This is a genomic window from Flavihumibacter petaseus NBRC 106054, from assembly GCF_000974785.1.
GTDB classification, from domain to species: domain Bacteria; phylum Bacteroidota; class Bacteroidia; order Chitinophagales; family Chitinophagaceae; genus Flavihumibacter; species Flavihumibacter petaseus.
In genome coordinates this window covers 388,833-415,610 of sequence record NZ_BBWV01000001.1, presented here as the reverse complement: position 1 = coordinate 415,610, position 26,778 = coordinate 388,833, and the positions used below count along the sequence as shown (strand labels likewise).

Here is a 26,778-nt window from a genome sequence, read left to right as displayed (position 1 = left end):
ACCTTGGGAAGATTTCTGTCCATATTTCTGATTACCCTATTTTCTGTGTCGGCATTCGCACAGAAAAATACCAACTCCCTGGAATTCGTTGAGAATAAAGGGCAGTGGGATCAGCGTGTAAAATTCATGGGGGAGCTGGATAACGGTGCGTTCTTTCTGCGCAGCAACGGCTTCACTATCCTTCAGCACAATCCAGCAGACCTTGCAAAATTCGATTCACACCTTTCGGCTGCACATGGCAATGAGCAGCCAGGCGGACAGGGTGGATCAGGTGGTGGCGGCAAAACCTATCGCAAAGCTGCAACAGCGGTAGATGAAGATAAAATCACCCTTCGTTCTCACGCATATACGGTAGAATTAAAAGGTGGCAATCCAGCTCCCCTGATCTCAGGCGATAAACAGTTGCCGGGCTACAACAATTACATGCTGGGAGATGACAGAAGCAAATGGGCGGGAGGGTGCCGGATATATGGTGCCGTTGTATACAAAGATGTTTATCCCAACATTGATATGCGGTTTTATACCGAAGAGGGATGGGTGAAATATGAATTTATTGTACGGCCCGGGGGAGATCCTTCCAGCATCGTACTCGAGTATAAAGGTACCGACAAGCTTGCCGTGAAAAAGGGTGAGCTTATGGTAGGTACTTCAGTGGGCACAGTTACCGAACTTAATCCGTATACCTATCAAACCTCCGGAAAGGGCAGGACTGAAGTGTCTAACCGTTACCAGGTAAAGGGAAATACTGTGAGATTTTCTCTTGGTTCCTATGATCCGCAGCAGTTGCTGGTGATTGATCCAACCCTGATATTCTCAACGTTTACAAAAAGCCGTTCGGACAACTGGGGATACACCGCCACCTATGGTCCGGATGGAACGTTATATTCCGGGGGAATAGTTTTTGGTAGCGGATTTCCGGTGTCAGACGGCGCATTTCAGGAAGACTACAGGGGGTCAGCCGGTACTTCACCATTCAATATGGGAATCATGAAATTCGACCCGCTGGGGACGAACCGGGTATATGCAACCTATATCGGTGGAAAAGAATCAGATCAGCCGCACAGCCTGATTGTTAACAACCGTGGCAACCTTATTATCGCCGGGCGGACGCACTCTCCTGATTATCCTGTTACCGTTCCCGCCAATACCTATGGACCTCAGGGGAGCTGGGATATCGTGCTGACTGAATTGAATCCGGCTGGTACAGCGCTGGTCGGATCAATCCGGATCGGAGGTGGTGGAGACGATGGACTTAATACTGCCAATAGCCATCAGGGCGGAACTCACGGGCTGATTAATTTTTATGGTGATGATGCCCGCAGTGAAGTGATCATTGACGGGGGTGGCAATATTTACCTGGCATCCTGTACTCAGTCTGATAATTTCTATACTACCGCTAACGCTCCTAACAGGAGTTTAAGCGGAGAGCAGGATGGTGTGTTGATCAAGACAAATCCTGATCTGTCCAATGTGTTGATGTCAACTTATTTTGGCGGCTCAAAACGTGATGCTGCATTTGTTGTCGGCATCAACCCCCTTGACGGTGACATCTATATTGCCGGTTCTACAGAAAGCGATGATCTTCCCGGAAGCCATGCAGGAACAGTCGGCTCAAGCTACCAGGGCGGCGAAACAGATGGATTCATTGCTGTGTTTCCAGGTAACGGCACTTCAGTCAAAAAATCCACCTACATCGGTACGAATCAGCGGGATGCCGTACTGGGATTTGAATTCGACCGTTTTGGCGATCCCTATACCATGGGGATAACGTTCGGAAATATGCCAAAGATCAATGCGGTATATGGCACAGACAATGCGCGTCAGTTTGTAGGGAAACTAAAGAAAGATCTGTCCGACTGGCAATACCGCACTACTTTCGGTACGGCGCAGGGCAAACCCAATATCTCACCTGTGGCTTTTCTGGTTGACCGTTGCCAGAACGTATATGTTTCCGGCTGGGGTGGTACCAATCTCGGCAGTTTCAATATGCAGGGTACTTTCGGCATGCAGGTAACGCCTGATGCGATTAAGAAGACCACAGATGGAAATGATTTTTATTTTATAGTGATCAAACGCGATGCGACTGAATTATTATATGCATCGTTCTTTGGGCAAAACGGTGATCTGTCGGAGCATGTTGACGGTGGAACCAGCCGTTATGATCAGAATGGTGTGATCTACCAGGCAATTTGTGCCAACTGTTTTACTGGTTCGAATCCGCGGCCGCGTTTTCCCGTAACACCAGGGGCCTGGTGTTGTTCCAATGGATTTTCGGGAGCCTATGATCCCAGCGGGAATGGAAATGGAGCACAGTGCAACCTTGCAGCTGTAAAAATTCACTTCAATTTTGCCGGTGTTGGTTCAGGGGTCGCATCCTATATCAACGGCGTGAGAGACACCATGGGATGTGTGCCGTTAACTGTTCTGCTGAAAGACACCATTCGCAATGCAAAGACCTATGTATGGTCCTTCGGCGATGGTTCACCAGATGTGAAGACCACCGACGGGCAGATTCAGCATACCTATAACAATGTTGGGTTGTTCAGGGTCAGATTGATTTCCATTGACTCCAACACCTGTAATATCGCTGACACCTCCTATATACATGTGAAGGTGAGTGCTGCAGAGGCGCAGCTGGATTTTACAGGCGCCAAACAGTTGCCCTGCGAATCGCTGACTTTCAAGTTTACCAACCTTTCCACGCCTCCCGCCGGATACTCCTTCACTGACTCGAGCTTCCTGTGGGACTTTGGTGATGGAACGACATTGATCACTGGTGTGCAGCCGGTGGTGCATTCTTTTGCATCAGCTGGTTCTTATCAGGTGAGAATGGTATTGAGGGATACGATCTTCTGTAATGTTGATGATGCAATTATTAAAGAGTATTATCTCAGTCCGCTTGTGAAAGCAGACTTCATTATTCCCAATGGTTGCGCACCCTATAATGCGATTATTACCAATACCAGTATTGCCGGAATGACATGGCTATGGGATTTTGGCGACGGTACAACTTCTACCGAGAAGACACCCGTTAAGATTTTCAATAATGCGGGCACTTACCAGGTGACACTAACTGCCACGGATCCCAACACCTGTAATGTAACAGACAGGATTACGAAGAGCGTGCTGGTGCAGGACAAGCCTACTGCAGCGTTTACTTATGCGCCGGTGGTTCCGGTGGAGAATACACCGCATATTTTCACCAACACATCTTCACCAGACGCCATCAGTTTTAACTGGTCTTTTGGCGATGGCGAAACACAGGCAACAACCAGTCGCGCACAGGTGGAACACCAGTACAACAGTTCCGGCAGGTTTGATGTATGCCTTGAAGCTACCAATGCCAGTGGTTGTGTGGATACCGTTTGCCAACCGGTTGAAGCAATCGTGGTACCCAGGATTGATCTGCCAAATGCATTCACACCGTTGGGCAATGCACCTAATAATATTTTCTATGTGAAAGGCTTTGGTATTTCAAAAATGCGCTTCATGATCTACAATCGTTTTGGGCAGAAGGTATTTGAATCGCATACGGTTAAAGGTGGCTGGGATGGTCGCTATAATGGTGTGGTGCAACCGATGGATGTTTATGCCTATGTGCTGGAAGTCGAGTTCATTGACGGCACCCGAACCACCAAGAAAGGAGATATCACTCTGATCCGATAACCATTAATGAAAGGGAAATGGATTGCATAATATATAAACCCGGTAAAGTTTGGACCCTGATGTTTATTCTGGCCGTATTGGCGCAAGGGCAGGCTATCGGTCAGGATCTGCATTTTTCCCAATTTTTCAATTCACCGCTGACAACAAATCCTGCGAACACCGGTTTTATACCCGATGCGGACTACCGTATTGGCGCCAATTACCGTAACCAGTGGGTGAATGTGATGTCGGTGCCTTATAAGACGTTCAGCATTTATGGTGATGCCCAGGTTTTCCGTGACCGTTTTGAAAACGGGTGGCTAGGATTGGGTGGCGTGTTATTAAGGGATGCGGCCGGTAGCGGAAATCTTACTTCGACCAAATTGTACGGTTCTATTGCATACCACCAGATGCTTGGCTATGCAAGTTTGCTTACGGCGGGATTTAATGTGGGAATGTCAAATAAGCGAATCGACCCGACCAAACTGAAGTTCCCTGACCAGTTCAACCAGGCGACCGGTTTTTTCGATGCGGGGTTACCCACCAATGTGGTTTTTACCAATACCAGCATTACTTATATGGATATCCAGGCGGGGCTCAACTATGCTTATTTCCCGACGGACAATCTGTACATTAATGGTGGCTTTTCGGTGCATCACCTGAACCGGCCGAAAGAAAGTTTTTTTACGGAGAGTGGTTTTGACAATCGCCTGGCAATGCGGTATATCGGATTTCTTAGTGCCAGCATTAAACTGAATGACCAGGTTATACTTAACCCCATGGGATATTATACCAGCCAGGCTACGGCCAATGAATTGGTATTGGGGGGAAGTGCCAATTATAATCTCAGCGGCGATGGTGAAGTTCAGCTTATCGGGGGGGCTTTTTACAGGGCAGGAGAATCAATTATTCCGCTGATCGGTTTTCAATGGAAGAATTTCCGGATGAGTTTTACCTACGATGTTACCACATCTTCGCTTGCAGCCTATAACAATTCCCGTGGGGCCATTGAGTTTTCTCTCCTGAAACAGGGCTTTTACAGCGATTATAACGGCAGTCAGCGACAATCTCTGTGTCCCCGTTTCTGATAAGTGTTGCCGCAAAACTATTTTTACGACTTTTACACCGGCTTGCCGGGTGCAGCCTGATTGGCGGGCAGCGAAGCACTGCCTGTAACTGTCTCTTAATTATTGGCAATTACCGACCTAAAACATAATTATGAAAAAACTCTTGATGGCTCTTGCGCTGGTGGTAACGATGATCACGCAGTCAACTGCGCAGTATGACGAGGATTCGGCAGCGAAAAAGGGATTTGACAAGAGCAGGATGTTTATCGGCGGCAATTTCGGGATGAGTTTTGGCGATTACACCTTCATCAATGTTTCTCCTCAGGCCGGTTACCGGTTCAGCCAGATGATTGCAGCGGGGATCGGCATCAATGGCCAATATACCCAGATTCGGACGCGTGGATATGATAATGAGACGGTTGCGCGGTCAAACTATGGCGTTGCCGGCATGAACATATTTGGCCGTTTTTTCCCCATTCCCCAGGCGTTCCTTCAGGTACAGCCTGAACTGAACTACATATGGGGAAGTTATACAGATTACCTCAGTGATTCCAAAAGTTCAGTCAACGGTGGCATAATGCCGTCACTCTTGCTTGGTGCTGGCGGTGTATTACCGATGGGTAGCGTCGGGGGCCTGATGATCATGGTGCAATATGACTTGCTGAATAAGACCGGATATTTGCCTACGGATCCATCCACGCCATACGGGAACAAGCCATTTATCAGTATCGGATTCAGTTTCGGCCTGGGTGGTGGCCGATAGATTTTGGCTTGGTTTCAGGTAATCTTGTTGAAAATTTCCACGGGATTATTGCATACAATAATGCGCTCTTCCAGGGGGTCATACAGGAATTGCTCCTTTTCTGCATGCCGCAGGAAATGGATCAGCGACTGGTAGTAATTGGCTGAATTCAGGAGGTAAATCTTCTTATCATGAATTTTCAACTGATTCCATGTCAGCATTTCGAACAGTTCATCCATTGTCCCGTACCCGCCGGGAAGAATGATGGCAGCATCACTCATTTCGTACATCATCTTTTTTCGGCTGTGCATATCAGGCACTACCGCCAGTTCGGTTAACCCTTCGTGTTGTTGTTCCCATTCAGTGAGTATTTTGGGAATTACGCCCATTACTTCTCCACCGTGCTTCAATACAGCATCGGCGATAGCGCCCATCAGGCCCTTTTTTCCTCCGCCATAAACCAGTTTGATTTCGAGCATTGCCAGTAGTCTTCCCAGTTCAGCTGTATGTGAAAGGAACATCGGATTTGCTCCGGCGTGAGATCCGCAAAAAACGGCGATCGCTTTAATGTTCATATAATTGTACTAAAGTAACTATTTTACAAAAAAATGCGTCTATGTCAGCGTCGCTTCTCTTTGGATTTGTTTTGGCCTATTTTGTAATTCTGCTGATTGTTGCCTGGTTTACTTCGCGCAACGCTAACAATGACAGTTTTTTTATCGGCAACAGGAATTCCAACTGGATCCTGGTGGCCTTCGGCATGATCGGTACTTCACTGAGTGGTGTTACGTTTGTTTCCGTTCCTGGAACAGTGGCAGCCAATGCCTTCACCTATATGCAGGTGGTATTGGGATATTTTCTGGGATACCTGGTGATCGCCTTCGTATTGTTGCCGCTATATTACCGCCTGAACCTGACATCAATCTATAATTATCTGCAACACCGATTCGGAACCGTTGCCTATAAGACCGGTGCATTATTCTTCATCATATCGCGTACCGTTGGCGCGACGGCACGGCTGTACCTTGTTATCAATGTGATGCAGATTTTTATACTCGATGCCCTGCACGTGCCGTTTATAGTAACGGCGATTGTTATCCTGCTGATGATATTGCTCTACACCTTCGAAGGTGGTGTAAAAACGATCGTATATACAGACACACTGCAAACATCCTGTATGCTCCTGGGTTTGGTGATCTGCGTTTTCTATATCATGCAGCAACTTGGTTTTCATTTTACCGGCGCTATGGATGCCATTTCGACCAAAGGGTTTACGCGGATCTTCAATACAGATGTCAACAGCAAAGGGTTTTTTCTGAAACAGATCATAGGTGGCGCGTTCATTACCATTGCGATGACAGGACTCGACCAGGAAATGATGCAGAAGAATATTTCGGTGAAGACACTGGGCGATTCCCAGAAGAATATCATCAGCTTCAGTGTGGTGCTGGTATTCGTCAATTTCCTTTTCCTGCTCCTTGGTGGTTTGCTATACCTGTTCGCAGAGCAGCACCAGCTTCCGGTTAAAGGAGACGATCTTTTTCCGACAGTGGCTTTGAACCATGTACCACCTGCTATCGGAATCATCTTTATCATTGCGCTAATCTCAGCGTTATTTCCCAGTGCAGATGGCGCACTCACTGCACTGACTTCATCTTTCTGTATTGATATTTTGGGAATAAAGAGAGATCCCTTACTGACTGATCAGCGACAGAAACAGATCCGCCGTACGGTACACCTCACTTTTACGGTTGTCTTTCTGTTGTGCATTATGATCTTTAAATGGCTGGACAATAAATCCATCATCAATATAATACTCGATCTGGCAGGATATACCTATGGCCCGCTGCTGGGCCTGTTCGCCTTTGGCATACTGACCAAACGCAATTTTCCGGATAATGGATGGGTAACCCTGATCTGCCTTGTTTCACCAGTGATCTGTTATTTGCTAAGCAAGTATCTTGCAGCTTCTCCAGAAGGGTTCCAGATAGGGATTGAGCTACTGGTAATCAATGGGTTACTTACATTCCTCGGTCTGTTAATGATATCCAAAAAAACTGCTGCAAAACAAACTAATTGACGAAAAAATACGTTCTTGTTATAAGCAGGATTACGATGCCATCCTTGGTCAACAACGGGTGGCATTATTATCTCCAAACCCTTAAAACGAGTGTATGAACGATACGATACGGATGACCAAACAGAGGCGGTGGAGTGAATCAAAAGCACATTCGAGCTGGCAGATCTTTAAAATTATGGCGGAATTTGTAGATGGATTTGAGGCCCTTGCGAAAATCGGCCCATGCATATCCATTTTTGGTTCTGCCCGGACCCAGCCCGGGCATGAAGCCTACGAACTGACCGTAGATATTGCAAAAAAACTTGCAGGAGAAGGATTTGGTATCATATCCGGGGGAGGACCTGGTATTATGGAAGCAGCCAATAAGGGCGCGCAACTGGGTGGCGGTAAGTCTGTTGGACTCAATATTGAACTTCCGTTTGAGCAACATGCCAATCCTTATATCGACCGCGACTCCAATCTTCATTTTGAATACTTTTTTGTACGCAAAACAATGTTTACCAAATACTCGCAGGGCTTTGTCATGATGCCCGGCGGTTTTGGTACGATGGATGAATTTTTTGAAGTGGCTACATTGATCCAGACCGGTAAGATGTCACAGGTACCCCTGATCCTGGTCGGGAAATCCTACTGGGGTGGTATGATGGACTGGCTGAAGTCAACCATGTTGAATGAACAATATATATCGGCCGTTGATCTTGACCTTCTGGCAGTTGTGGACACGGCCGAGGAAGTGACTGAACATATGTTGCAGTTTTACAGCAAGAACCCGTTACAACCGAATTTCTGAGTAATTTCGCACCAAATTTTTGTAGTGGAGCTTATTCCCGGCAACATCCAGGCATATGCAGAACGTTTTACGTCTCCGGAGTCGGACCTGCTGAAGCAGGTAGCCGCGGATACTTATGCCCATCATAAGGAAGCCCATATGCTAAGCGGGCACCTCCAGGGGCGATTCCTGGCAATGGTGTCCCGGCTTGTTGCTCCCCAATATATACTTGAAGTGGGAACCTTTACCGGTTATAGTGCCCTTTGCCTGGCTGAAGGCCTTCGCGCTGACGGTCAGTTGCACACCATTGAATTGCGTGAGCAGGAAGTAAATACAGCCCGCCATTATTTTGAAGCCTCTGCATACAGCCACCAGATCGTACAACATACCGGTGAAGCCGGGTCTGTTATTCCATCTCTTCCATTTACGTGGGACCTGGTTTTTATCGATGCAGACAAGCCTGGTTATATCAATTATTATGAACTGGTATTGCCGAGATTACGGAAGGGCGGGCTGGTGATCGCAGACAACGTTTTGTTTCACGGACAGGTACTGGAAGAACCCGTTACGGGAAAATCTGCAAAAGCCATTCAGGCGTTTAATGACCATGTGTTGAAAGATAACCGGGTGGATCGCGTGTTGCTGACTCTCCGGGATGGGGTGCTGTTATTGCAAAAAAATAGATGATGAGGATCCTATTCTATACTGTTATTTTCTGTTTTTCAGGTGTTTTTTCACATGCTCAGCCTGCTGATGTTATCCAGGAATATGTGAATACCTACAGGGCGATGGCAATCGCTGAAATGCAGCGGACTGGTGTTCCCGCTTCTATTACCCTGGCACAGGGTATTCATGAAACGGAAGCAGGCCGCAGTGAGCTTGTACTGAAATCAAACAATCATTTCGGTATCAAGTGCAAATCTGTATGGACAGGAGCAAAAGTTTATCATGATGACGACGCGCGCGGGGAATGTTTCAGAAGTTATACCGATCCCTATCAATCCTATCAGGACCATTCAGATTTCCTGCGTAACGGAAGCCGGTACGCTTTCCTGTTTCAGTTGCAGCCGACAGACTATAAAGGCTGGGCCCACGGGTTGAGAAAAGCCGGTTATGCCACAAATCCCAAGTATTCTCAGATACTGATCCGCCTGATCGAAACTTACGATCTCCAGCACTATACCCTGATCGCCCTGGGAAGGGAAACTGCAGACTTTGATCTTGCCTTAAAAGCGCCTCAGGGAAGCAGTGAAGCTGTGGCAGAGAATAATGCGGAGAAGGTGATTGCGCCAATTTTTCCCGCCTATCCTGCCGGTAGATTTGAGATCAATGAGACACCGGTTGTATTTGTAAAAGGAGGGACGTCATTACTGGCAGTTGCCAATCAGAATGGACTGACCTTATCCCGACTCCTGGAATTTAATGACATGACGCCGGGAGAGGGAGATATACTTGCAGACGATCAGCTTGTGTTTCTGCAGCGAAAAAGGAAAACAGGCGTGAACGCACAGCATATTGTAGTACCTGAGGAAACAATGTATGATATTGCACAGTCCGAAGGTGTCCGTTATGAATCCATTCTCGAACTTAACCTGCTGAATGCGGGACAGGAACCTATGCCGGGCGAAGTGATCAACCTTCGTGAAAAATCCACCAAAGCTCCACGACTTGCAACTTCTTCACCTGTTGTGACCAGCCAGCCCGCTGTGACTAAAAGACATGTAGTACAAACGAAAGAGACCCTTTTTAGTATAGGAAGGAAATACGGTGTAAGCGCGGATCAGATCAGGGAATGGAACAGGCTCACATCCAATAGCCTGCATTCAGGCCAGGAATTAATCATCTACACGAATTAATATGCCGACAGTTAATATCAGGGATAAGGTGTTTGAACCTTATCTGACTGCTGCCGCAATCCAGGAACAGGTGCACCGAATTGCTGCAGCGATCAACCATGACTATGCAGGCAAAAGACCACTGTTTATCTCAATTTTGAATGGCTCATTTATTTTCGCCGCTGACCTGTTCAAGGCTGTCACTATAGATGCAGAAATCTGTTTCATCAAGCTGGCTTCTTATAAAGGCACTAAATCAACCGGCCAGGTAATTACCGCTATCGGCCTGGATACTGATATCCATCAGCGCCATGTAATCATCCTGGAGGATATCGTGGATACCGGTAAGACACTTCATGAATTTCTTCCTCAATTGCATCACCAGCAGCCTGCTTCTCTCGAACTGGCAGTTTTGCTTCACAAGCCATCAGCCACCCAATTTCCAATTGGTATTAAATATTTGGGATTTTCTATTCCCGATAAGTTCGTTCTGGGTTATGGGCTTGATTTTGATGGATTGGGAAGGAATATTCCGGAAATTTACCGGTTAAAAGAGGAATAATACCGCACTTCAAGCTATAGACTTGACAATGACTGCTTAATCATGTAACTTTCTCCCCGAAAACCCCCTCCTGAAAACTGTTTTTGCCATATTGCTGTTGATCGTGGCCCAGTTACCGCTGCAGGCCCAGTATTATTTGAGAGGAGAGATCAAAGACGAAACCCAGAAACCCCTGGCCAATGTCAAAATGATGCTCCATTCAAGCGGTTATCTTTATTATACAGGCACTTATGGAGGATTTGGCATAACGTCTGCCAATCCAAAAGATTCTGTTACACTTAGCCTGGAGGGGTATCAGTCGCGGACTGTCTCGCTCGAAAATGGCCGGGAAAACAATTTTGTCCTCAAACTTATAGCACAGAAGCAGACAAGGCAGGAACGCCGGCTTATGTCAGTTACGCGTGGGTTGCCATCAAATGAAAAGGCTAATGTTGCTGCGGGTGGCGAAACATACAGTAATCTGAGTGAAAATGAATACATGGATTCTCACAGGTTTCCGGATGTGGACTTTGCTATAAATACAGATAAGGCTTCCTACAGTAATATCCGCCGTTTTCTGAATATGGGCAGTACCGTGCCGCCGGATGCGGTGCGCATTGAAGAGATGCTGAATTATTTTGATCTTGGTTACGATGCGCCGGAAGGTGATAAGGTGTTCAACGTGCAGTCAAAACTGAGTGACTGCCCCTGGAAGCCCGGAAACCAGTTATTGTTTATTAAAGCGAGTGCGAAGAAACTTGACCTCCAGAATATTCCACCGAGCAACCTGGTATTCCTGGTAGATATTTCCGGATCAATGGACATGCCCAACAGGCTGCCGCTGCTGAAATCGGCATTTAAACTGATGATCGATAACCTGCGTCCTATTGACACGGTATCCATCGTAGTATACGGCGGATCGGTTGGGGTTTGGCTGATTCCTACTTCCGGAGCCGAAAAGGACAAGATCAAAAAATCAATAGAAGAACTGGAGCCGGGCGGATCAACTGCGGGGGAGTCGGGTATCCGTGCCGCATACAAGCTAGCGCAAAGCAAGTTTATACCTAATGGAAACAATCGTGTGATACTTGCAACGGATGGTGACTTCAATGTGGGACAAACCAGTGAGGAGGACCTGGAACGCCTGATCACCCAGCAGCGGCAGTTGGGCATTTACCTGACCTGTCTTGGTGTGGGAATGGGGAATTACAAGGATTCAAAGCTGGAAGTGCTGGCAAAAAAAGGCAATGGCAATTTCGCTTACCTGGATGATGAAAAGGAGGCTGAGAAAGTGCTGGTGAAAGAGATCACACAAACCATGTATGCGGTTGCGGATGATGCTTTGCTGCATGTAAAGTTTCAGCCCGATGCGATCAGGTCATACCGGCTACTGGGTTTTGATAACAAGCGGTCTGCAATAGCAGATACTTCCAGCGTGCTGGAAGGAGGAGAATTGGGTTCCGGCCACACGATGATGGCTGTGTTTGAATTGGAGAAGAGAGATTCACTGGATGCCTCGGCAATCCCCCCTTACCTGGCAGATGTGGAATTAAGCTATAAGATACCAGGGGAAACCCAGAAAATGACTTGTTCCCTGCGTATTGGCAATGAGGTGACACCGTTCATAGAGTTGCCCCGAAACTACCGCTTTGCAACGGGCCTGGTTCTTTTTGGTTCATTGCTGAAAGAATCACGGTTTATCAAAAATGGCAATTGGATAGATCTGCAAACGATCATGACGCCGGTGGTGAGACCGCAGGAGTACCTGGATCAGGAGTTTCTTGCACTGATGGAAAAGGCAAGAAAGCTGTATTATAAAGGGAAGCCGTTACGCTCAAGAGGCGGTCATCGCTAACGGGATTTCACCTGTCTGCGCTTTGACCCCATCCACAAAGTACATATCGATCTCACCGATATTCTTGGCGTAGATTTTTCCACGATACCGGCATTCATACTGATCGCGTACCAGTTCGAACATGCTGGAAGAGATATTGACCTTGCCTGGTTCACCGGCGCTTTCCATCCGGCTGGCAATATTCACTGTACTACCCCAGATATCATAGGCGTATTTCTTCTTACCTACCACACCCGCCACTACCGGGCCTACGTGGATGCCTATACGCAATTCCCAGGGTTGCAGGCCCTTTTCAATACGGCGGCTGTTCCATTGTTCGAGATACCTTATGATGTCAAAACTTGCTTCTATAATATGAGTGGCATGGTTACTGTCAGGTACAGGAATTCCGCCGGCACACATGTAAGAATCACCAATGGTTTTTATTTTTTCAAGGTGGTGTTTTTCAATGATTTCATCGAATGCCATAAAACATTCATTCAGTTCGGCGACCAGTTCCTGCGGCGACAGCACATCAGCCATTTTGGTGAATCCTTTGAAGTCTGTGAACAGAACTGAAACCTGTTCAAAGTTTTTCGGCGTTGCACTTCCTTCAGTCTGCAGTTCATGGGCAACTTCTTCCGGAAGAATGTTGAGCAACAGGTGTTCAATCTCTATTTTCTGTTTGTCCAGTAACTGGTTGGTGCGCACTTTATTGCGGTATCCCCTGTAGAGAATGAAGACGATGGCAATGATGCCTATAAGTCCTGCGGTAAGGGCATTCTTGGCAAAACGCTGGCGCCGGATCTCCACATCCTGCAGGGCTTTGTCCCGCGATAGCAGGTTGATCTCTGTTTCTTTTTTCTGAAGATCAAATTCGAATTGCAGGTCTTTGATTTTGTCGTCTGCTTCTTTATTGTAAATCTTTTGTTTGAGGTCTGTCAGTTTGACCTGATACTGGTAGGCATGACTGTAATCACGAAGGCGGGAATAAGTAGCCGATAGTCCCTCATACGATTTGTTGAGTTCGTCGTTGGCTTTCAGCTCGGTGGCGAGTTGTTCCGCTTCCAGGTAGGTTTTCAGGGCGAGCCCGTTTTCGCCCTTTTGTACTTCAATATCTGCGAGCCCCAGCAGGGCCTGCGTCATGTAAAGCTTGTTGTTGGACCTGCTTGCTTCCTGGTAAGCGCGCTGATGATAGGTAGTGGCTTCCGGGATATTTTTTGCCTGGAGATATGCCCTGCCGATATTATTCAGTGCAAGAGGCAGGTTGCCATTTCCCTGAAGATTGAGTTCTGCCAGTTTGAAATAATGAAGGGCTGAATCGATTTCTCCTTTTTTCAGGAACAGGTCACCGATATTTCCGGTAGCCATTCCGAGGGCATCGGGGTAGTTATGAGCCGTGGCTATAGCAATCGCATTGCGGTAGGCATCCATGGCCTTCGCAGCAGTAGCACTTTTTTTATCGTAAAGTGCGCCAAGATTGAGCATCATGGTGGCGATACGATAATTGTCACCGATCTCCTCAGCCACGCTCAGCGACTGAAGGTAGTATTCCATCGCTTTAGCTTCGTCGCTTCTTTCATACACGCCTCCCAGGTTACCCAGAATGTTGGCAATACCGCTTTTGTCATTAAGTGACCGGAAGGCTTTTAGAGATTCCTCCCAGGCACCGATGGCACTAACCGGCTGGCCCATTACATAATAGGCGATACCAATGCCTTTGAAAGCAAGGGCCTCCCCTTTCTTATACCCGATCCTTGCAGCCAGGTCCTTTGCCTCGTTCGCGTAACGGATGGCATTGTCCCAGGAATCATTGTAATAATTCCTGCTGAGCTGGATCAGGGCGTCGACCTTCAGGGAATCCTCCTGCATACCCTGTATGGCTTTCAAAAGGCTGTCGGCTGTTTGGTTTTGCGCGAAGGATATCAGTGCCATCAGCAATGCCCAACAACTACATAGGAATTTACTCATCTAATCATTTATTAATCTATTGCTTCACTATACGCATCAGTTTTTGTCCGTTTGTGGTTTCCACCTTCACAATATAAATACCTGCCGGTAATCCGGAAAGATTCAGTTCCACCAGTCGGCTGGTTACCTGCCTGGTTTCTGGCAGCAACAACCTTCTGCCGGAAGCGTCAAACAGGGAAACAGATTTCGGATCAATTGATTCTTTACCGCTATTGATCATCAACCGGCTGATCACGGGGTTGGGGTAGAATTTCCAGCTGGCGTCTATAGTTTCAGTTACCACCGCTGTTTCCTTAGCAGTATTTCCGGAGCCACGGCTGTTGTTGCACCTGCCGGAAGTAGAACTTCCGGTTGCAGCGATTGCGGATTTCTTCGCAGACTCATAACTGGTAACCGTCCAGGTCAGTTTGGTGCCGTCAAATGGTACATCAAATGATGCTGTGCCTGGAAGGAATACGGATGGTTGCGCTGAGCCATCAAATCTGCCGGACGATGACAGCTTATTGTCATTGCTGGTATTGGGAATAAGAATCGCCGTGCTATTATCATTTACGTAGAAGAATCTTGCCACGTAACGATACGGTGTTGTTCCGGCACCGAGATCCCTGATGCAATCCAGGTAGGCCCTGATCTTTTTGGCACCATTGCCTTTCGGATTAACATACAGCAAGCCATTCTGATAGGTAATGCTGTAGTTTCCAACTTTGCTGAAGTTAAGCGCAGAAGGTACGATTGGATAGGTGCCGGCCTGACCAGTGTAATTGTTAACGGTAAAAGTAAGACTGTTCGATCCGATCAGGGTCCGGTCACTATTTTTGAGACCGGTATAGGTGGCTGTGAATGATGGGAAAGCATCACCCTGGTACATATAGTTATCATCCGCTTTAACCGTCAGCGCTGCCTGCGTAACGGTTAGTGTTCCTTTCACATACGTAAATGAATAGATATCTGAAACCGCTCCCGCCGCAGTGATATCATACGGGCCAACGTTAGAAGTTGCTGTTGCAATAGTAGTTCCCGTTGGCTTTGTCTGAAGGATATCTGCATTGTCTGTGCCGATAAATCCGGAGTATACAAAGGTGAATGCAGGATTGGCATCGCCGTAAGCCCTTGATTTATTTTCAGCCGTTATTGTCAATGGCGCTTTACCAATAGTAAGTTGCCCCTTCTTAAGGTCAAGTACATAGTTGGCAGAAGTTTGTGTGGTTGCCTGCGGATTGATGTTATACAGACCGGGTTTGTACGGCGTCACAATCTGGTTGGTCGCATTGGTGGTGGTGAACGTGATCGGACCATCCAGCACTGACGTTGCAAGATCTCCGAGCAGCAGGCCGGTAGTTTGTGCAGTGTAAGCCGGAATTGTCGCACCAAACGCTACTGTTACATCATCAGCCTTGATGGTCAGTGTCGCCGGCGTAATGTTCAATAAGCCGGATTCGTAATTGATGTCAAGGTTATTGCCCAGAACAGAGCCGGGCATGAAGGCGCCGGGCACAATATATTGTTGTCCGACTGTATACCCTGTAATGGCATTGGCAGATTGGAGGACAAGACTCTTATCTCCAAGAGCCAGATCTTCCTCGTCTATAACGCTGGCCAGTGAGCCGCCACTATTTACAAAGGGGACGCCGTTGACTATATAGTTGCTACCGCTGTTAACGAACGGCACGCCGTTGATATACGGTACGCCAGCTTGCAGGGTTATGGCAGTATTTACGAATGGAACACCATTAATATATGGAACACCATTCTGTACCACGATATTGCTGTTTACAAAAGGAACGCCATTGATATACGGCACACCGTTAATCAACTCGAAACCGCTGAGGTTATTAACAAAGGGAACACCATTAATATAAGGCACTCCGTTCTGCAAAGAGACGGATGCATTAACGAACGGTACGCCATTAACAAACGGAACACCATTTACAAGGGTAAATGCAGAGTTGATATACGGCACTCCATTGACAAAAGGAACGCCATTCTGAATATTGAATCCGCTGTTGATATAAGGTACTCCGTTGATCAGGTAGAGGCCGCCATTGTTGACAAATGGAACACCATTGATCAGGTACATTTCCCCACTGTTAATCAGTGGAACACCATTTACAAACGGCACACCGTTAACCATTTCGAATCCGCTGTTTACGAACGGCACGCCGTTAATGTAGGGAACTCCGTTAATAAGTTCAAATCCGCTGTTGATATACGGTACTCCATTGATATAGGGAACACCGTTGATTGATTCATATGATTTCCTGTTGATATACGGCACACCATTGATGTACGGCACACCGTTAACGAATGGTACACCGTTCACAAACGGCACGCCATTTACCACAGCTTCATTTTCAAGCAGGGTGACAGTATTCAGTACCGCAGTGGTATTGACATAAGGCACACCGTTATAGATAGGATTACCATTGATCAGCGGTACTCCTTTTCTGGTGAGTGCATTGGTCACCTGGTTGTTAAGGTCATAGATGCCCTGTGGATTCACGCTTACCAGAATAGTGGTATCATTTGTTCCGGTTCCACCTTCTCCGAAAGGAATGCCATTTACAAAGGGGACACCCTTTGAAGTTGCTGTACGGCTGACAAGAACGGCGAGGTTGGTGAGATCGGAGGCTGTTAAGGGTGTAATATTCGAATACCTGGCGGACAGCAACACAGTCGTGTTTCTCATGAAATTGGCCTGGTGTTGCGTCTGGAGTTTGGAGAGGAATGCTGCACGCTCGCCAATTGGTATTTTTGAATCATCGTAGATATACCTGAATGAAATGTTTTTCAGTGATTCGCCGTAAACAGCAGTTTTGTCTTCCGGTTTTATAGTAACATGAAGTGGCGCCACAGTCAATACACCACCCACGAAAGAATAATTGTACAATTCCAGCAGGCCTGCGTCAGCGTCATTAGCCGGATCGAATGTCCGCGTTGCCCTGACGAGGTAGCTGCCTACGGGACTTTGGCTATTTGCGGTAGTTGCATATTGAACCTGGTCGAGGCCCAGACTCGTCAATGTAGTGCCACTGGGAAGTGAGGCGCCGTTTACAGTCACCGTGATGGCGAAATCAGGTAAGGCTTCTGCGAATTTTTTTGTAGCATTCTGGACCGTGACTACCACATTTTTCTTGGGAATGTCGGCAATATTGACAGAATTGGAAAAACCGCCATCAAGTTCGCTGGGAGTTTCCGAAGGAGTATAGACCCTTATTGCCGGGTTTCCTGTGAAAGGAGGCAATGTTATTTTGATCTGCTCGTCAGTAATAGAAGTTGGTGTGTACGGCGTATTCCGAACATACACTACTGAGTTTTCGTTGAAGTAGTCGCCGTTGATGGTTATGGGGAGCGGCGCAGTCGAGCCATTGGTAATATTGGTATTGGGTGGCAGGTCAATTGTAATCAGCTTGGGTGTAGGGGCGGAAGGCATGCTGGCCAGTGCAGCGTCGCCTTGTATAAGCCCGGAACCTGAAATGAAATCAAAGCCTCCGGCATTCATATCTATGGCGGTATTCTTCAACAGGTTGCGGATATATGCACCATCTGCGTCCAGATTGAAGTATTTTTTTCTTGCCTGCGCAATCAATACTCCCATTGCAGCCGCATGCGGGGCGGCAGCTGATGTGCCGTAAAAATTGGTGAAGCCATCACCGTCAGGGTCCGGTGCATTCGGGAATACCACGGTAGTGCTGACGCCGTTGGGCGCGGTGAAATCAGGTTTATTGGGAATGGCAGTTTCAAATACTCCGCCACCGACTGAGGAGAAGGAGGCAATTGTTGGTGTATTAACGCCATAAGCAGGTGTGTTGGAATACAGAACAGCACCAACCGTCATTGCAGCCGGACTGTTGGCATGTCCGAAAATCGTGCTGCTGCCGCTGTAGTTCACAATTTCAGCGTCACCGCGGAGTACGATGTATTTGAGATTGGGGTTTCCAGTGCCCTGTGCCCTGACGATCATAATATTTGCCTGTGTAGGCTCATCAATCTGGAAGGGAAGGATTTCATAAGGATCACCTCCTATATTGTTACGGTTAAAACCATAAATGATCTTTCCGTTATTGTCCGTGAGGTAGATATCAATATCATTCTGTGTGCCGGTGGTTGACTGGCCAAGGGAATAGACATCATCCTGCCATTGCAGCACTATGGTGAATACGCCTGCTGTTTTCAGGTTGAGTTTCTGCAATACCGTTCCGCCGAAATTATGCGCTGTACCAGTTAATCCGGATGCAGCGGGGAGTGTGCCTGGTGAGAATTGGGCCTGGTAGGATTTACTTCCGAAATTACCCGCAGAAGTAAAATAGGCAACACCCTGGCTGCTGACCTCTTCTACAGCCTTCGCAACCTGCCCCTTTGCAAAGAAAGGCTCTGTGTAGTAGGTAATATCGTCAACAATGATCTGGCAACCCGCAGTTTTGAGTGACCGGATGCCATTGGCAAAATCGCCGGCACTCAGAAACCCGGTCCGGAATGCCAGTGTGGCTTTTGGAGCGATATCATGAATAATCTGCAACATGGCCCTTCCTTCATCCAGCTTCTGACCGAAGGTGTAATCAAGCAAAACATCTACCGGAGTGATGATGCCGTTGGGGTTACCTGGGCCGGGAAGGTCACCGTTCTGGACGTCCTGAAAAGCCTTATTGGGAATTGTACTATAACTATCAGACAGCACGCCGATTTTAATACCAGAACCATCAAGGTTATAAGCGTTCCGGATATAGTCGGTTTTCTGGGCAATATCACCCTGCGTATTCGCAATCCCGTTTTCCATGATGGGTGGGATCAGTGGCTTTACATACCGGATCAGATCCGGCAGGAGGTTAAGCTTGGTGAGATTTGCGATAGGATATCTTCCCGTAATTGTCAGTGAACCACTGGGATTGGGAATGATATTGTCCATGCCATAAGGTGACGTCTGAATCAGCGATAATACATCGTTGTATTTGGTAGCCACAGTAACTACTTCGATGTAAACCCTGTTGCCATCAATGATAAACAGGTTCTGGCCGGCATTGATTTCCTTGTTGCCGGCAAGGGCAGTGAGTTCTGGTCCGATAATATCATTGACTTTGAAATTATCGCTTTCATAACCAGGATCAATGCCGGATTTGCGGGTGACAATGGCAGTGTCCGTTTGCGTGCAGCCTGAAGCAGGGTCCGTCACTGTAAGAACGTATGTACCTTCCTGTGCAATTACAGGCGATGCAGTATTGGCGCCACTCTGGATGGCGCCGCCAGCTAAGGCTGTCCATGCAAACTGGGCATTAGCAGTGGTTGAACTTCCGTTTAGTGTGACACTTGTAATATCACTTGTAAGTTGCTTATCACTACCCGCGTTGGCGTTGGGTTTCGTCAGGCAGTCTCCATAGGGACTGAACACAATTGAAACGCCAGTATTCAGTTTGATGTCTCCGGCAGATATTACTGCACCGGTGAAAAATGATTTTCCTGAATTTTTACCCAGTTCCACACCGCCGGCAGATGTCCAGATAGTGCCCAGCCACTTGGAGACATAGCTACCGGTTCCGTTATTCAGCCGGAATGCGATTTTGTCCGATCCCCCGGACCCATTGACGATTGTCAGAATTCTGGAAGCTATCGAAATCTCGCTGTCATTAGCCGGTGCATTTTTATAGGATGCTGTTGCATTTCCCAGCAACATGTTACCTTTTACCAGGATATAAATCTTTCCGGATTTGCCTTTCAGGTCAAAGACAATACTGGTAGATCCCGTTAAGTTGATGTCGTCAAATATATATACACCGGGGCCGTTGAATGTAAGCGTTTTACTACCGCTGAAACTGACTTTGCGTACGCGCGCGGTATCATTTACCGGTGTCAGGGACGCGTTACCGGTGATGTCGGTTGTGCCTGCGGTAAAATTAATACCAGCAGGAAAGGCGGGAAGTGCGGGCAGCACTGGTTGGGCAATGATAGCCGGTCCGCCACCTGGTGTTGGACCTGAATAGGAAGTGCCCGTGGTAACGGTTCCAGTGATTTTTCCTCCTGATATGGTTACCTTTCCACCTGCTTTGATATTGCCTTTCAGGTTAAAGCCATTTCCCGCTGTTATAGTGGAAATAGCGTTGATATTGCCTTCAATAGAATTGTTATTCTGATACTCGATCTTTCCGGAAGTATGAAAATCGCCTGCTATAAGGGAAGTGCTGGAAGATTTAATGTAGGTAGAACTTGCAATTGCACCCTTGCCGGTGAAGGTATTTGAACCTCCGATTTCAACAGTGCCTTTGCCATACATGACAAAGTCCTGGATTTTTAGTTGTTGTGCAGTAGCCGGAAGTGCAGTCAATAATGCCGTCAGCAGTGGCAGAAAGGTAAGGAAGACGTTCTTCCTGTTCAGCTTTTTCATTTACTTCAATTAATAACCAAACCACGGAATAGGGTAACCTTTCCGGGCCGGGTCCAGGGTTAACAATTTTTACGCGCACCAGGTCGGTAGATCAGCTGAAAAGGATACGTAGGGTATTTTATAGAGTAGAATGTACGGTGTCAGGCGATTTAAGGTAAGCAAAATATGGCAACCCCGCAAGTTGATGTTTATCCCTTAACCGATTTTTCATTTTGGGCCCGAAGCCGCTGGCAAAGGATTTTAATAAAGCCCCGGGCAACTTCGGGGCGGGAATCTATAAGTTCATAAAAGGGCTCCTGGTCGATCCTGAAAAGGCTGCAATCCGAAGCGCAGGTAGCTGATGCAGAACGGGTTTCCGCATCTAACAGGGATAATTCCCCGAAAACTTCCCTGTCTTTGAGAACGGCAAGGGTAATGTCTCCTTTGTGAATCCTTACTTCGCCCTGCTGGATAACATACATGCAATCGCCTATTTCGCCCTCATGGAATAGCAGTGTGTTCCTTTCGCATTCCAGTTCTTCCATCAATGGTGCCAGGTCGGCCAGGATGTTTTCGGGTGTTTCACGGAAGATGCTCAAAGACTTAAGGATCAGAACTTTTTCTACCAACAGTAATTTATCAGTTTGCATAAGCGTATCGGGCTGTTTCCTGTAAAAGGAGGCTTTCAGCTTCCAGGAATTTAAGTAATAATTGTTCTTCTACCGGGATGGTATACTTTCTTGTAATATACAATGAACAGGCTTTTGTCCAGTCAAGGTACCGGATTGGCTGTTCAGAAAGAATACGGCCAAGAACCGATCCCGCCTGGTCATAGCGGAAACCGCCATTCAGCATTTTCAGCAGGTCGCATTTCCGTTCAATTGGCACACTCTCGTATAAGATATTGAAATATTTACCCAGGTCCTTCTTTACCGTCAGTTCGATGATCTCCAGGGCATTGGCAATATTGTCCTTGCGGTTCGCCAGAAGGCCGTTACGTACCTTTTTGATCTGTTTACGGTCATAGAGGCAGGCAAACAGGCATAAGAGGACCTCCCTGATTTCCTGCAATTCGATCTGTACAGCACTGAACAATAAAGGGTCGGGGTCCTGCTTTTCCGGTAAAGCTTTCTGCATGTGCAGCAGTTCGACAGCATTCTTGATATAGTGGCGGCAATATTCCTCCAGCATTCCCCGGCTTTCAGCAGTTACTATATATTTAGACCGGTAGAGAGCCTTCACGATATCTGCCGCGTCTGCGGGTTTTGCTGTCAGTTGTTCCAAAAGGATCTTCTGGGCCGCTTCGCCGCCGATCCTGCCGGTGACCAGTAACAGCTGTTTCCGGATATTCTGACCGGCATGCAGTTTAAGCAGCAATTGGCGAAGGTGGGGCAGGGCAGCAGGGCCAATACGCTGGAAAGCTTTCACAGCCAGTTTCTCTTCTTTAGGGGCAATGGCAGCCAACGCTTTAATAGTATTGGGGGTTGCCGCTTTTCCCAGTGCATTGATGGCGCGTGTACGTACCTGGTGGTCGGTATCACTCAGCAAACCCGCATGGGCATCCAGGCCGAAAACTTCGTTGGCAGCTTCGAGCATGTCGAGCGCCCTGAGCTTTTCGGCTTTGTCGCCATTGTCGATCATCGTTCCGATGATCGATCCAGCCTGTCCGGCGGGTATGCCCTGGGTGTTATTCATCAACCCGATCATTGCTGTTTGACGGATGATCGCACTGGGGTGATTGAGGTAGGCATCGAGTTCCATCGCGTTGTCGGCAAGCTGGCAAATGGTTTTCACAGCCTCCAGCTGTAAAAGTTGTTCTTCCTCTCGAAATACAAAGGGGATGAGGCGCTCTTTCAGTGAGGTGATTTTTTTGGAACCGATAATGCGGATCGTTTCGAGCCGGATGTCACGTGCCGGATGCTCCAGAAACCGCTCCAGCAGGTCGGTGGAAAGTGGATTTTGTTTGGTTGCCACCATCAGCAACACACTCATCACTTCCGATTCTGAGCCCGATTTTATCTTTTCCTGGATTTTGGTCAGCGTCTCAGCGTCATTCAGGTTAAACTCCTCCTGGCTGAAGAAGCGACTGCTGATGGTCTTGATCAGCATGTTCAGGTATTCGGCGTTCACCAGTACGATGCCTATGATCCAGGCCGCTGCAATGATCAGCAGCACATAACAGAGCGTCACCAGGTTGATCGATTGCTGGTAATGGAACAATACCAGCAATAATATGCCACAGAATAGCGTGGCAAATGGATCCATAATGCCTTTCACAATATTGTGTGCCCGCAATCTTTCGTGTAGGGGTAACGGCTGCATAACGGTCAGGATCACCGGTGCATTGATCGCTGTTCGCAATACATCTACGCCGATACTGGTTGCTCCGAAAAGGTACAATATGAGTTTTGGGTTATTGTTACCGTGGCTGAACACCAGGATGAACCCTACCAGCAATACCATGGCTACCGGCGTAATAAACAGGCTTTGCCTCACCCCGAGATGCATGGTCAGCCTGCCGGTAAAGATTGTTTTGGTAACCATAGCCGCAACGCGCAGGGTGATCATAAATACGGCGATAAAACGGGCCAGTTCAATGTCTGTGTGATTGTTCTCCTTGACCTTGGCGTAAAAGCCATAATTAACGATGATCATACAGGCGCCGGTAGTCAGGGAAATCCAGGCGATCCGCTGGATGATCTTGCTGTGTTTGAAATCCTCGATCAGGTTTGAAACGGATTGCCAGGGGTGTGCGGAAGAATGGCCGCCATGCTGATGGCCATGTCCGAAAGCTGCCGCTTCATCGTCTGCAAGCCTGGTAAAAAAGGGAAGTGAGGCGAGCATGCACAGGAAACCGACCAGCAACAGGTTCAGGGTTCCGGTAAAACTGACAAACACCAGCGCGAGCGTATAACCGACAAATTTGGCGGGTATGTCACCGGCGCTGATGACGCCAAAAAGCCGCTTGCTTTGCCGGATGTCAAACAGCTGTGCCGCTATCCCCCAGAATTCAAGATTATTTAAAAGGTACAGTACATAAAACCAGGCAAGGCTGAAATAGTAAAACCAATCCTGAGGAAAAACGATGCTTCCCAGCCGGACCATCAACATACTACCCGCCATGAACAGGATAAGCGCCGTATTGAATTTTTTAAAGGAGATCAGTGGTTCAAGAACTGTATAGACGAGGCCGGAGAGCCAAAGGAGAAAAGCAGAAAGGATCATTACCCAGGGCAACCGGGAGATTGGAAACCGTTCCAGGAACCGCGCAAATTCGGCGGTAAAAAAGAATGAAATACCTGCTCCCTGAAAGAACTGCAGCCAAAACAGCTTCTTCACGGTCAGCCACTCATTATCATGTACATTGAGCAATTTCAACCAGCGATGGTTGGGTCTCATGTGGGATTCGCCTTTTATTCGGTTCTCTGATACAGCCTGGCCAGATGGTCCTGTTTCACGGGGTCCCGGAGCCTGATTGAACTGGAAGTGAAATAATGGTGCTTCTCAAAAAATGAAACCTGAATAGGATCCCATTCTGCAACCTCCCGGATGATGCCATAAGCCAGGAACTCGGCTTTAAGGCTCTCACTGATCGGTTCAAAATCATCTCTTCCCAGGTAATCCAGGTCTGCATCACAAATAATCTCTTCCATCAGGGTGGCCGGGCTTTGGGGGATTTTGGTAGCCATTATCATCCCCTTCATGCAATCCATTTCTTCTTTTGAAAAACCCTTGTCACCAAGGTCTTCCTCAAGAATTTCACAGGACTTCTCTTCGTGCCCACGATAGGTAAACAGGAAACCGGTGTCATGATAAAGCGCTGCAATCTTTAACAATAAAAGATTGCGCTCGTCAGAAATACCTTCAAGGGAAGCTATTCGGCTGGCCTGTTCCAGAACGTCCAGGGTATGGGCGAGATTATGATAAGTAAATCTCGGATCCAGGCCGGCCGACAATCGTTGAATGATATGTTGTTTTAGGGCATGAAAACCGGTTTCAGTCATATCATGCTGAATTACCCATTAAATATAATGGTTATTTCCCGGCTTTGCAATCAGGAGAAAATCTCGCGAACCTTGTCGAAAAAGCTCCTTTCGTTTTTGTCAGGATTGGGTTTGAAATTATTGGAAGCCTGTAGTTTTTCCATCATGGCTTTCTCTTCCTGGCTGAGGTGTTGCGGTGTCCAGACATTGACATGGATCAGCTGGTCGCCCTTTTCATAGCTGTTCACAGCCGGAAATCCCTTGCCTTTCAGCCTGAATATTTTACCGCTCTGGGTGCCGGCTGGTATTTTGATCTTGGCCCTTCCGTCTATAGTGGGCACTTCCACCTGGGTACCAAAAACGGCATCAGGGAAGGTGATATAGAGGTCAAAGGCTACATTAAGTCCGTCGCGCTGCAGCTGGGCATGTGCTTCTTCCTCGATCAGAACGATCAGGTCGCCGGAAGGACCGCCTCTTTCACCGGCATTACCTCTTCCTGTTACATTCAGCTGCATGCCTTCCTGTACGCCAGCCGGTATATCTATGGTAACAGTTTCTTCGCCGTAGACACGTCCTTCCCCTTTGCAACTACCGCATTTTGCCGTTATGGTAGTTCCCTCTCCATTACAGGTGGGGCAGGTAGTGACCGTTTGCATTTGTCCAAGGAAGGTATTGGTAACTTTTCTTACCTGACCACTACCTGAGCAGGTAGAACAGGTCTGAACACTCCCTTTGTCTTTTGCACCTGAACCGGAACAGGTGGTACAGGTTACATATTTTTTGACCTTGATGCTTTTTGTAACACCCTTGGCAATCTCTTCGAATGTCAGTTTGAGTTTAACGCGCAGGTTACTGCCACGGATACCCCTTGGCCGTTGACCGCCGCGTCCGCGGCCACCTTGTCCGCCAAAGAACGAACCAAATATGTCATCCCCAAAAATGTCTCCGAACTGGCTGAAGATGTCATCCATATTCATATTTCCACCACCGCCAAATCCTCGGCCCGCTCCCGACAGCCCGGCATGACCATAACGATCATATTGGGTTCGTTTGTCTGCGTCACTTAAGACCTCATATGCTTCGGCAGCCTCCTTAAACTTTTCTTCAGCTGCCTTATCTCCCGGATTGCGGTCAGGGTGATACTGCATGGCCACCTTACGATAGGCTTTTTTGATCTCATCGGCGGAAGCGGTTTTTCCTACCCCCAGTATTTCGTAAAAATCTCTTTTGGTTGACATTTGCTCTTTGGGTTCTGCTTATTTTCTACGCTTACTTTCCGACCACCACTTTGGCGAACCGGATTATCTTATCATTCAGGTAATATCCTTTGACTACTTCATCCACTACCTTTCCAGCCAGTGAAGGTTGCGGTGCGGGGATCTCGGTAATCGCTTCATGCTTATCGGGATCGAAATCGGTGCCGATGCTCTCCATTGCTTTCAAACCTCTCGCCTGCAATACGTTACGAAGTTTGTTGAACACCAGTTTTACCCCTTCGCCCTGGCTTTCATCGATTCCTGCCAGTTGCTTTTCCGCCCGCTCAGCATCGTCCAGAACGTCAAGCAAAGATGTAATTACATCTTTACCGGCCGTTTGCACCAGTTCCAGGCGTTCCCTGGCTGTCCGTTTCCTGAAATTGTCGAATTCCGCTACCAGACGCAGGTATTTGTCTTTGCTGTCAGCCAGTTCCTGCTCCATTTTTTCCAGGTCTGCCGCATCACCGATGGGCTGCTGCAAATGGCTGGTGCCCGGCACGTCGCTATCTGCATTTATGTCCATATCAACTTGATTTTCCCTGTCTTTATCTTCCATGTCGTACAAATTGGCAGCAAACCTAGCAATTTTTGCCATTTATGACGGAAGTCGCCATACAGCATGCCGGATTTGCCTGGGTTGATGATTCCTCTAGTTCAGTCAATTTTTTTGCCATAGCGTGTAAAAGGGACATTTTGTCTCATT

General features: G+C 47.5%; 17 protein-coding genes. 9 read left to right on the top strand and 8 right to left on the bottom strand.

Annotated features, from left to right (window positions below):
- Positions 1–3 precede the first annotated feature (3 nt).
- From FPE01S_RS01750 to FPE01S_RS24540, 3 genes are all read left to right on the top strand, one after another.
- Complete coding sequence (locus FPE01S_RS01750) at positions 4–3,666, top strand: T9SS C-terminal target domain-containing protein (protein WP_046367214.1); 3,663 nt, start codon at positions 4–6, stop codon at positions 3,664–3,666.
- A gap of 17 nt (positions 3,667–3,683) precedes the next feature.
- Entirely contained in the window at positions 3,684–4,733 is a 1,050-nt protein-coding gene (locus FPE01S_RS01745) for a PorP/SprF family type IX secretion system membrane protein (RefSeq protein WP_046367213.1), read from the top strand.
- Between the two features lie 130 nt (positions 4,734–4,863).
- Positions 4,864–5,475, top strand: coding sequence for a hypothetical protein (locus FPE01S_RS24540; protein ID WP_052955436.1), 612 nt, complete (start codon positions 4,864–4,866; stop codon positions 5,473–5,475).
- Positions 5,476–5,489: 14 nt separating this feature from the next.
- Here the strand turns inward: FPE01S_RS24540 and FPE01S_RS01735 are convergent, their stop codons facing one another.
- A complete protein-coding gene (locus FPE01S_RS01735) occupies positions 5,490–6,029 on the bottom strand; it encodes an LOG family protein (RefSeq protein WP_083990109.1) in 540 nt (179 codons plus the stop codon).
- A gap of 41 nt (positions 6,030–6,070) precedes the next feature.
- On the opposite strand from FPE01S_RS01735, the gene FPE01S_RS01730 reads away from it, so the two are divergent.
- The 6 genes from FPE01S_RS01730 (at position 6,071) to FPE01S_RS01705 (ending at position 12,534) form a co-directional block, all read left to right on the top strand.
- Entirely contained in the window at positions 6,071–7,534 is a 1,464-nt protein-coding gene (locus FPE01S_RS01730; RefSeq protein ID WP_046367212.1) for a sodium:solute symporter, read from the top strand.
- A gap of 94 nt (positions 7,535–7,628) precedes the next feature.
- Positions 7,629–8,324: an LOG family protein gene (locus FPE01S_RS01725; protein ID WP_046367211.1), complete on the top strand. Its 696-nt coding sequence runs from the start codon at positions 7,629–7,631 to the stop codon at positions 8,322–8,324.
- Positions 8,325–8,348: 24 nt separating this feature from the next.
- Positions 8,349–8,990: an O-methyltransferase gene (locus FPE01S_RS01720; RefSeq protein WP_046367210.1), complete on the top strand. Its 642-nt coding sequence runs from the start codon at positions 8,349–8,351 to the stop codon at positions 8,988–8,990.
- Complete coding sequence (locus tag FPE01S_RS01715; RefSeq protein ID WP_083990108.1) at positions 8,987–10,159, top strand: glucosaminidase domain-containing protein; 1,173 nt, start codon at positions 8,987–8,989, stop codon at positions 10,157–10,159. The genes FPE01S_RS01720 and FPE01S_RS01715 overlap by 4 nt, the downstream gene beginning before the upstream one ends.
- Before the next feature lies 1 nt (position 10,160).
- Positions 10,161–10,700, top strand: coding sequence for a hypoxanthine phosphoribosyltransferase (gene hpt / locus FPE01S_RS01710; protein WP_046367209.1), 540 nt, complete (start codon positions 10,161–10,163; stop codon positions 10,698–10,700).
- A 91-nt stretch (positions 10,701–10,791) separates the two neighbouring features.
- On the top strand, positions 10,792–12,534 hold the full coding sequence (locus FPE01S_RS01705) for a vWA domain-containing protein (RefSeq protein WP_052955434.1): 1,743 nt from the start codon (positions 10,792–10,794) through the stop codon (positions 12,532–12,534).
- Here FPE01S_RS01705 and FPE01S_RS01700 read toward each other — a convergent pair.
- The 7 genes from FPE01S_RS01700 to FPE01S_RS01670 all read right to left on the bottom strand — a co-directional run bounded on the left by FPE01S_RS01700 (position 12,514) and on the right by FPE01S_RS01670 (position 26,598).
- Positions 12,514–14,484 carry an adenylate/guanylate cyclase domain-containing protein gene (locus FPE01S_RS01700; protein WP_083990107.1) on the bottom strand — a complete coding sequence of 657 codons (1,971 nt, stop codon included), beginning with the start codon at positions 14,482–14,484 and terminating at the stop codon, positions 12,514–12,516. The two genes, FPE01S_RS01705 and FPE01S_RS01700, sit on opposite strands and share 21 nt — an antisense overlap.
- Before the next feature lie 16 nt (positions 14,485–14,500).
- Entirely contained in the window at positions 14,501–20,857 is a 6,357-nt protein-coding gene (locus FPE01S_RS01695; RefSeq protein ID WP_046367207.1) for an MBG domain-containing protein, read from the bottom strand.
- A gap of 188 nt (positions 20,858–21,045) precedes the next feature.
- Positions 21,046–21,486, bottom strand: coding sequence for a Crp/Fnr family transcriptional regulator (locus tag FPE01S_RS01690; RefSeq protein ID WP_046367206.1), 441 nt, complete (start codon positions 21,484–21,486; stop codon positions 21,046–21,048).
- Positions 21,476–24,235 carry a hypothetical protein gene (locus FPE01S_RS01685; RefSeq protein WP_157473856.1) on the bottom strand — a complete coding sequence of 920 codons (2,760 nt, stop codon included), beginning with the start codon at positions 24,233–24,235 and terminating at the stop codon, positions 21,476–21,478. The genes FPE01S_RS01690 and FPE01S_RS01685 overlap by 11 nt, the downstream gene beginning before the upstream one ends.
- Positions 24,236–24,249: 14 nt before the next feature.
- Positions 24,250–24,840, bottom strand: a complete 591-nt coding sequence (locus FPE01S_RS01680; protein ID WP_046367204.1) for an HD domain-containing protein — start codon at positions 24,838–24,840, stop codon at positions 24,250–24,252.
- A gap of 50 nt (positions 24,841–24,890) precedes the next feature.
- Positions 24,891–26,057, bottom strand: coding sequence for a molecular chaperone DnaJ (gene dnaJ, locus FPE01S_RS01675; protein WP_046367203.1), 1,167 nt, complete (start codon positions 26,055–26,057; stop codon positions 24,891–24,893).
- Between the two features lie 31 nt (positions 26,058–26,088).
- Entirely contained in the window at positions 26,089–26,598 is a 510-nt protein-coding gene (locus tag FPE01S_RS01670; protein ID WP_245623921.1) for a nucleotide exchange factor GrpE, read from the bottom strand.
- Positions 26,599–26,778: the final 180 nt, after the last annotated feature.

Excerpts from the sequence above, each read along its gene's own strand:
- FPE01S_RS01730 (WP_046367212.1), top strand. The coding sequence starts at position 6,071 with ATGTCAGCGTCGCTTCTCTTTGGATTTGTTTTGGCCTATTTTGTAATT.
- hpt (WP_046367209.1), top strand. The coding sequence starts at position 10,161 with ATGCCGACAGTTAATATCAGGGATAAGGTGTTTGAACCTTATCTGACT.
- FPE01S_RS01745 (WP_046367213.1), top strand. The coding sequence starts at position 3,684 with ATGGATTGCATAATATATAAACCCGGTAAAGTTTGGACCCTGATGTTT.
- FPE01S_RS01695 (WP_046367207.1), bottom strand. The coding sequence starts at position 20,857 with ATGAAAAAGCTGAACAGGAAGAACGTCTTCCTTACCTTTCTGCCACTG.
- FPE01S_RS01715 (WP_083990108.1), top strand. The coding sequence starts at position 8,987 with ATGATGAGGATCCTATTCTATACTGTTATTTTCTGTTTTTCAGGTGTT.
- dnaJ (WP_046367203.1), bottom strand. The coding sequence starts at position 26,057 with ATGTCAACCAAAAGAGATTTTTACGAAATACTGGGGGTAGGAAAAACC.
- FPE01S_RS01685 (WP_157473856.1), bottom strand. The coding sequence starts at position 24,235 with ATGAGACCCAACCATCGCTGGTTGAAATTGCTCAATGTACATGATAAT.
- FPE01S_RS01690 (WP_046367206.1), bottom strand. The coding sequence starts at position 21,486 with ATGCAAACTGATAAATTACTGTTGGTAGAAAAAGTTCTGATCCTTAAG.
- FPE01S_RS01700 (WP_083990107.1), bottom strand. The coding sequence starts at position 14,484 with ATGAGTAAATTCCTATGTAGTTGTTGGGCATTGCTGATGGCACTGATA.
- FPE01S_RS01670 (WP_245623921.1), bottom strand. The coding sequence starts at position 26,598 with ATGGACATAAATGCAGATAGCGACGTGCCGGGCACCAGCCATTTGCAG.
- FPE01S_RS24540 (WP_052955436.1), top strand. The coding sequence starts at position 4,864 with ATGAAAAAACTCTTGATGGCTCTTGCGCTGGTGGTAACGATGATCACG.
- FPE01S_RS01735 (WP_083990109.1), bottom strand. The coding sequence starts at position 6,029 with ATGAACATTAAAGCGATCGCCGTTTTTTGCGGATCTCACGCCGGAGCA.
- FPE01S_RS01725 (WP_046367211.1), top strand. The coding sequence starts at position 7,629 with ATGAACGATACGATACGGATGACCAAACAGAGGCGGTGGAGTGAATCA.
- FPE01S_RS01680 (WP_046367204.1), bottom strand. The coding sequence starts at position 24,840 with ATGACTGAAACCGGTTTTCATGCCCTAAAACAACATATCATTCAACGA.